General features: G+C 37.9%; 9 protein-coding genes. 3 read left to right on the top strand and 6 right to left on the bottom strand.

What is annotated here, in order from left to right:
• Nucleotides 1–464: phage late control D family protein (locus ASC84_RS13935; protein ID WP_201784139.1), on the bottom strand; the 464-nt coding region annotated here is incomplete at its 3' end.
• 426 nt (nucleotides 465–890) lie between these two features.
• Here ASC84_RS13935 and ASC84_RS13930 point away from each other — a divergent pair.
• Nucleotides 891–1,157 (top strand): hypothetical protein, encoded by a 267-nt coding sequence (locus ASC84_RS13930; RefSeq protein ID WP_004724087.1) that lies wholly within the window; start codon nucleotides 891–893, stop codon nucleotides 1,155–1,157.
• 7 nt (nucleotides 1,158–1,164) lie between these two features.
• Nucleotides 1,165–2,028, top strand: coding sequence for a patatin family protein (locus tag ASC84_RS13925; RefSeq protein WP_056515727.1), 864 nt, complete (start codon nucleotides 1,165–1,167; stop codon nucleotides 2,026–2,028).
• Between the two features lie 19 nt (nucleotides 2,029–2,047).
• Here ASC84_RS13925 and ASC84_RS13920 read toward each other — a convergent pair whose 3' ends face one another.
• The 5 genes from ASC84_RS13920 to ASC84_RS13900 all read right to left on the bottom strand — a co-directional run bounded on the left by ASC84_RS13920 (nucleotide 2,048) and on the right by ASC84_RS13900 (nucleotide 5,260).
• On the bottom strand, nucleotides 2,048–2,425 hold the full coding sequence (locus ASC84_RS13920; RefSeq protein ID WP_004724091.1) for a hypothetical protein: 378 nt from the start codon (nucleotides 2,423–2,425) through the stop codon (nucleotides 2,048–2,050).
• Entirely contained in the window at nucleotides 2,426–3,085 is a 660-nt protein-coding gene (locus tag ASC84_RS13915; protein WP_227515151.1) for a hypothetical protein, read from the bottom strand.
• 20 nt (nucleotides 3,086–3,105) lie between these two features.
• A complete protein-coding gene (locus ASC84_RS13910) occupies nucleotides 3,106–3,765 on the bottom strand; it encodes an HAD family hydrolase (RefSeq protein WP_056515718.1) in 660 nt (219 codons plus the stop codon).
• A gap of 76 nt (nucleotides 3,766–3,841) precedes the next feature.
• On the bottom strand, nucleotides 3,842–4,750 hold the full coding sequence (locus tag ASC84_RS13905) for a pyridoxal-phosphate dependent enzyme (protein WP_056515713.1): 909 nt from the start codon (nucleotides 4,748–4,750) through the stop codon (nucleotides 3,842–3,844).
• Nucleotides 4,751–4,819: 69 nt separating this feature from the next.
• Nucleotides 4,820–5,260 (bottom strand): GNAT family N-acetyltransferase, encoded by a 441-nt coding sequence (locus ASC84_RS13900; RefSeq protein ID WP_056515711.1) that lies wholly within the window; start codon nucleotides 5,258–5,260, stop codon nucleotides 4,820–4,822.
• A 420-nt stretch (nucleotides 5,261–5,680) separates the two neighbouring features.
• On the opposite strand from ASC84_RS13900, the gene ASC84_RS13895 reads away from it, so the two are divergent.
• Entirely contained in the window at nucleotides 5,681–6,367 is a 687-nt protein-coding gene (locus ASC84_RS13895) for a hypothetical protein (protein ID WP_056515708.1), read from the top strand.
• Nucleotides 6,368–6,425 lie beyond the last annotated feature (58 nt).

Genomic DNA, 6,425 nt, shown 5'->3' with positions numbered 1-6,425 from the left:
AGACTCGATGCAAAGAGTGGGCTTTTGTCTTGCCATTCTTTAAACAGCGTTTCTATGACTTGAACAACCGACTTATTCATAAACACTCGGCTGTTACGACGTTTATGCCACAATGAGGTCGCATCTTCGAGTTTGAGTTTATATAGCGTGAGTGCACCATCACTCTGCCCTTGTGCGGCCTCAGTAATCACTCCTGTGCTACGAAACAGTTGTCCATGATCTGTGACTTGATCAATGGCCACTTGGCTACCGATAAATTGTTTAAGCGGAATCGTTGCTGAAGTGGCAAGGCAAATCAGTTCAACAGACACACCTTGGTTTAAACCATGTTGTCCATCGATACGTTGTAAGAAGACTTGGTTGTTTAAGTCTGTATTGCTAAATTGGATATGCAAGGCTCGTTTTTGTGCGTTTAGTCCAAGCTGATCCAATATTTTATAAATGCTATTTACTAAGCTATTCATTTTAATAATTTATTCGTTTTAATTGCCTCTATTATAAATTAATTCTAAAATTTTTCTATTTAAAAAAACAATTTCATTACTAAAAACACTTAAATTCAAATAGATTTTTTGATTAATTGTTGAAAAATTAAATAAATAATCTCACTAAAAATGTAGTTTAAATATTCATATATTTCTAATAAATCAACATTATTCATTTCCATAAACACCTAAAATCAAGCTCAAAATAATCTTGTTTGTATGCTTGATTTCAATTTTAATCTCAGCCTGTTTGTTATGTCTAATATGTATTCATATGCTGATCAATCCATGTTGTGTTTATATACATAAGCCTCATTTAATTTATGTCTTTTATAGCAATGCCAACTTTACTACTGCTTTATGTTATAAAATAGCTACACATTTCATTCTTTTAGGAATTTTCCTATGAACGATGTTAACTCTCCCAAGAAACCGTTGTGGAAATCTAAAGCAGTAATTTTCGCAACAATCTTTAGCTGTTTATTCCTTGTATTCTTCTATATGGCTGTAACCAATGAACCAGATTATATGCCGAGTCAGCAAAATAAGCAGATAGCGACGCCTCAGACGGAGAATACCGATACAGCACCTCCACATGACACGCAGCAAATGTCGAATGATGAAATGAAAAACATGCCACACAACTCAGCTCAGCCAGAACATGCAAACTAAACAATCTATGATCAATGATTCACGTAATGCGCTTGTCGTAGAAGGTGGCGGTATGCGTGGGGCTTTTACCTGCGGTGTACTTGACGCTTTCCTACAACAAAATTTTAACCCTTTTGATCTTTTTGTGGGAGTGTCTTCTGGTTCAACAAACCTCGCCAATTACCTTGCTCGACAACAAGGTCGTAATATCGAACTCTATTTAGACCACTCACTTCGACCTGAATTTATTCGTTATGCTCGCTTTTTTAAAGGTGGGGATTTACTGGATATGCAATGGATGTGGGATATTGTCGAGAAAGAGAATCCTCTAGATCAACAAGCTTTATTTAGTCAAAATCCTGACTTTTATATGGTGTTGACTCATGCTCGTACAGGTTATCCTGAATATTTACGTGCTGGGAAAGACAATATTATCGATGGATTACGTGCTTCTAGTTCTATTCCCTATCTGACACGACAGGCTGTAGAAATTTTTGGAGAGCCTTATTTTGATGGCGGTGTCGCAGATGCCCTCCCTGTTCAATGGGCAGCGCAACAAGCAAATATTCAAAATCTCTTGGTGATTCGTACGCGTACACAAAATTACTTTAAAGCCAGCAGTAAAGCAGATCAATTCTTGGCAAAATATTTGCTTAATCAACATACTGGCTTTGCAGATAGTCTGAAAAACCGCTGTCCTCGTTATAACCAAACTGTCGATTTTATCCGCCAAAATACTCAACAAAGCATTTTTGAAATCTGCCCACCTGACAATAAAAAGTTAGCAGGCCGTTTATGTAAAGATAAACGCAAATTGCAATATACCTATGAAGTTGGCTTAGAAAGCGGACAAAAAGCCATAGAAGACTGGAGTAACGCACACAAAGGCTAAAAGCGAAATTCCCAACAGACTAGTTTTTTAGCTTGTATTGCGTGACATATCCTTCTTGTGGAAAAGCATCCTTAGTGATGCTTTCTACTTGTACAACTTGCCCTTTGACTAAACTGATCAAAGGTGGCTGTTCAATCGTAATTCGCATGCGTTGATTGACCAGTGATTGGCATCCACTGTCAGCTCTTCCATTCTTTTCAGCTTTTAATATTTTGATATACATCGTCAATTTACTTTTTTCAAACTCACCTTGTGGCCCATTGATTGCCATAGTCATTGTTGAAGTCGCTTCTAAGACTTTAACCGTTAATAGGCAATGGTTCAGATAAGATGCCCAAGTCAAATTGGGTACAATAAGACCCATCATCAAAAAAATACCAAGTATTGCACTTTTCATTTACTGATCCCTTTTCCAAAATTTCCATGACTTTTCAGGGCATGCATAAAGCTTGTCAGACACAGTCACTTCTTGATTGGTTTTTAGATCAAATACTTGAAATTGGCATTGGTTATTTTGATATTTACCTAAAATTTCATAATCGTGTCCAGCCTGTGGTCTGAACGAAGCAACAGCATCCACACATTGATCAAAAACTTGTGCTTTTGTCCGAGATGAATCAGTCGCTCCAAATACAAAACCATATAAATTCACAGGTTGGTCGGCATTTAAAATAAACTCTTTATAAGAAATCAGTTGGTAAGTTCGCATAGCATTGCTTTCAGCTTCTTTCTGAATCGCACTACGAGGCATCCCTTCTTCGATATTAAAGGTGATTCTGGCATACGCTTTTAGCGCAGATAATGCACCATTTCCACTTAAGTAATCCCGTATCCCAGCTTTTCTTCCTGCACAATCAAATGAATGTTGAATTAAAGTTTTTGTCGCACCCTTTCGATAGACCCGAATCCGTGACTGTGTCGCTGGATCATAAGTTTTTGGCTTTGTTTCTACCTGCAACTCATAGGCTAACGGTTGTTGTTTATCTGTTTCGGCTTGTGCAAATACACTGAATTGAGATACAACTCCAAATAAAAATAAAACCTGAAACTTTACCATGCCGTGCTTATATAATCTTTTCATTTTATTTTTAAAATACTAAGTATGTCTTGAAAAGACTTTACACGATGATCGGCCTGTGTCGATGTTTCTTTTTGTTGAGGATCAAATAAGATCGTTTTCATGCCCAACGCTTTTGCACCGCGAATGTCTGCTATCTCATGATCGCCAACAAAAACGCAGTGCTGAGGAATAACACCGAGCTGCTGACATGCCAATTGGAAAATTTCTGGATGAGGCTTTCGCAGTCCAACAGCTTCTGAAACAATCACACTCGAAAAATACTCACTTAAACCTAAGGCTTTAAAATTATCTTCCTGAAAAGGCGTCTTTCCATTAGAGATTAATCCAAGAGAAAAATTTGCCTTAAACAAGCTATAAATAACCAGATCAACATCGCTAAAGCTTCGACAAAATTTATTAAAGTCTTGAATATAATTCTTTAATAGCGCTTGTGTCGAATAGCTGGATATTTGAAACTCTTGAATAAGTTGAGCATATATCTGATCTTTCCATACAGAACCATTGTTATCCAACTCAATAAAACGCTGAATAAATTGTGGTTTCTGTTGAATCGTAACCAGCTCGAAGAAATTTACCTGCCAATTTAAAAAAGCCTTTAGGGAGGAGGTGCGATCAAGTAAGGTTTGATCTAAATCAAAAAGTACAACTTGAATCATCTCACCATCCTCTAAATCGAAAAGACTTGTTAAAGGATCAATAGATTATAATCATTGATTATCTATTCAATCCGATCTATCCATTGAATGCTTGTAGTGTTTCTAGGGTAATCCCTGCGCCACCACATACAATCACCAAGACCTGATCAGCGGGTTTAAATTGAATCGTCTGATCATAAAGCACTGATAACGTTGCACCACATGCCGGCTCAACCAAAATACGATGATCATCCACAAATTTTAAACAAGCATCTACAGTGTCTTGATCTGAAACAACCAAACTACGAACTTCAAGTGCTTGGCTCACTTCAAATGCATTTTGACAAACTTTTTTTGCTGCAAGTGTTGTTGCTATACCACTCACTTGATCCAATTCAACATGTTGCTTAGCGACAATCGAAGTATGTAAGGATGCTGTACCTTGGGTTTCAACCGCATAAATTGGAATATGGGCTAAACCATGTTTCTTTAATCCTGCTGCAACACCTGAAAGTAAACTTCCGCCACCCACAGATAAGACCACCGCATCTGGAGTAACACCTTCTGCAATGACTTCATCAATCATCGGGATAATGCCTTCCCATAACAGTGGATGATCAAAAGGATGAATAAATACATCATGCTGTGTTAATAAGGACTGCGCTAAAGCATTGGCTTCGGTCCATGAAGCGCCATGTACAATAACCTCTGCACCTTGCTGGGCAATTAATTCTCTCGCACGTTGTGCTGTGGTTTCAGGAACAACGACGGTCACCGGAACACCCAGTTGTCGACCTGTATAAGCAACAGCTAAGCCTGCATTGCCACCCGATGAACTGATAAAACGCTGAGCACCTTGCTCAAAATATTTTTGACAGGCATGGCTAATGCCTCGTTGTTTAAATGATGCCGACGGTTGTAAGGCTTCCATTTTTAACCACACCTGACATTGATTCAGTTGGCTTAAAACTAAAGATTGAATTAACGGGGTTTTTATACTGAGCATGGGCAAATCGATTCTCTTGGCTTATTTCAATGTGGGTTTATTTCAATCTTGGCTTATTTCGATGTAGGTTTATTTCAATTCAGTCATTTTTAAACTTAACCCCATATCGATATGTGGAATCTCACAATCTAAATATTCTTCACCTTGTACCTGAAAGCCTAAGTTTTCATAGAAGCGCGTTGCATAGACTTGAGCGGATAATTGAAGAAATGCTCTATTTTGCTGTTTTGCTACTTGAATAATCTGTTGCATAAGCAGTTTACCAATCCCCTCACCTCGATATTGTTGCAACACAGCAACTCGACCAATACTGTTATTTTCCAATAACCGCGCTGTAGCAATCGGTTGATCTTGAGCATATACAACAAAATGTAATGAAATGGCATCCTGCTCATCCCATTCATCTGCTTCACTGATGTTTTGTTCTTCGATAAAAACCATGCTTCGAATCAGTTTTGCATCGTGTTGAAGCTGACTCCACGGCCCAGATTGAATGACAAATTGGCTCATTATTTAAATCCTAATGGTTGAGAAATTGATCCTTCATTCTTGCAATTATGTTAGGGTCTGTTGACAATTCGTCTACGTTTGCGCCTACGTGTGTTTTTTAGCCGATACTAGGCACGAAATACGAAATTTAGTTATTCTAAATGAGTAGTTCGTAACAACGTAGCGGCAAAAAACACGCTAGTCCCCCGCTGCGCCTTGCGCTGCAAACAAAGCAGTGCTTTGTTCTTGCTCAGGGTTGTGGCTAAAATTATCTCAGCCATGAAACTCGAAAATAGTCTCGCTATTCTCTTCGTTTCATGCCTTGCCTGCTCAATTTTAACCTACAACGCAAGCCATTTATGAAATGTCAACAGACCCTCATGTAATGCACAGTGACAATGCGTTCACTTTCACCAACTTAACTAAACTTGTAGAATAATTATGTTTCTAAATCATAAATTTAAAGTATTTATTTATAGCGCAATTTTACTGACGACTCAAAGTATTTATGCAAAAACATCTGAGCTAGATCGTGTGAACATTATCTCAAAAAGCATGATTGGATTATTTTCTCAAGACCCAAATCAAGATCAGCTTAATTTAAAAATGAGTGCCGCAATTGCAGGTATCTCAGAAGCTGAAGCTAAAAAAAACCGCGATGAAAGTGGCGAAAAACAAGCCACTGCATCTGAAAAGATGACGGAAATACTCAAAGAACAATTTAATGCCAACGATTTTAAAATTGTTGCGCCAGCATTTGAACGCCAAATGAAAGCTCAAAGTGCTGCATATCAAAGCTGTAAACAGGATGGTAAAATTATTGAAAATAGTCAAAGTTTTCAAGTACCGTTAACCTGTAAAGTCCCTGTGCTTAATTTAGACAATGTCCAAATGCCTGAACGTGCTAGCAAAGAAAGTGATGCTCAATTTGCAGCTAAAGCAACAGACTTTCTGACAGAACTACTGATTAAAGCCCCAACAGAAACATTAAAAACCAGTATCTTGATTCATAAAATGGGTGAACAATTGATTCCAGAAATGGATGATCCGCAATATTTTCCAGATACGATCTCTCAAAAAACCACGGGCTCAAGCGAAGCTGAGCTTGATGAAATGAATCAGCAATAAAATAATTTATCTAAATAGTAGCAAGAGAGAAAGCAGTTAAACCTGCGTTCTCTCCTCA

Source organism: Acinetobacter sp. Root1280, from assembly GCF_001425285.1.
Taxonomy (GTDB): Bacteria; Pseudomonadota; Gammaproteobacteria; order Pseudomonadales; family Moraxellaceae; genus Acinetobacter; species Acinetobacter guillouiae.
This window is presented reverse-complemented; position numbering and strand designations above follow the sequence as displayed.

Coding starts and splice junctions, on each gene's coding strand:
- ASC84_RS13930 (WP_004724087.1), top strand. CDS start 891: ATGAACGATGTTAACTCTCCCAAGAAACCGTTGTGGAAATCTAAAGCA.
- ASC84_RS13925 (WP_056515727.1), top strand. CDS start 1,165: ATGATCAATGATTCACGTAATGCGCTTGTCGTAGAAGGTGGCGGTATG.
- ASC84_RS13920 (WP_004724091.1), bottom strand. CDS start 2,425: ATGAAAAGTGCAATACTTGGTATTTTTTTGATGATGGGTCTTATTGTA.
- ASC84_RS13915 (WP_227515151.1), bottom strand. CDS start 3,085: ATGGTAAAGTTTCAGGTTTTATTTTTATTTGGAGTTGTATCTCAATTC.
- ASC84_RS13910 (WP_056515718.1), bottom strand. CDS start 3,765: ATGATTCAAGTTGTACTTTTTGATTTAGATCAAACCTTACTTGATCGC.
- ASC84_RS13905 (WP_056515713.1), bottom strand. CDS start 4,750: ATGCTCAGTATAAAAACCCCGTTAATTCAATCTTTAGTTTTAAGCCAA.
- ASC84_RS13900 (WP_056515711.1), bottom strand. CDS start 5,260: ATGAGCCAATTTGTCATTCAATCTGGGCCGTGGAGTCAGCTTCAACAC.
- ASC84_RS13895 (WP_056515708.1), top strand. CDS start 5,681: ATGTTTCTAAATCATAAATTTAAAGTATTTATTTATAGCGCAATTTTA.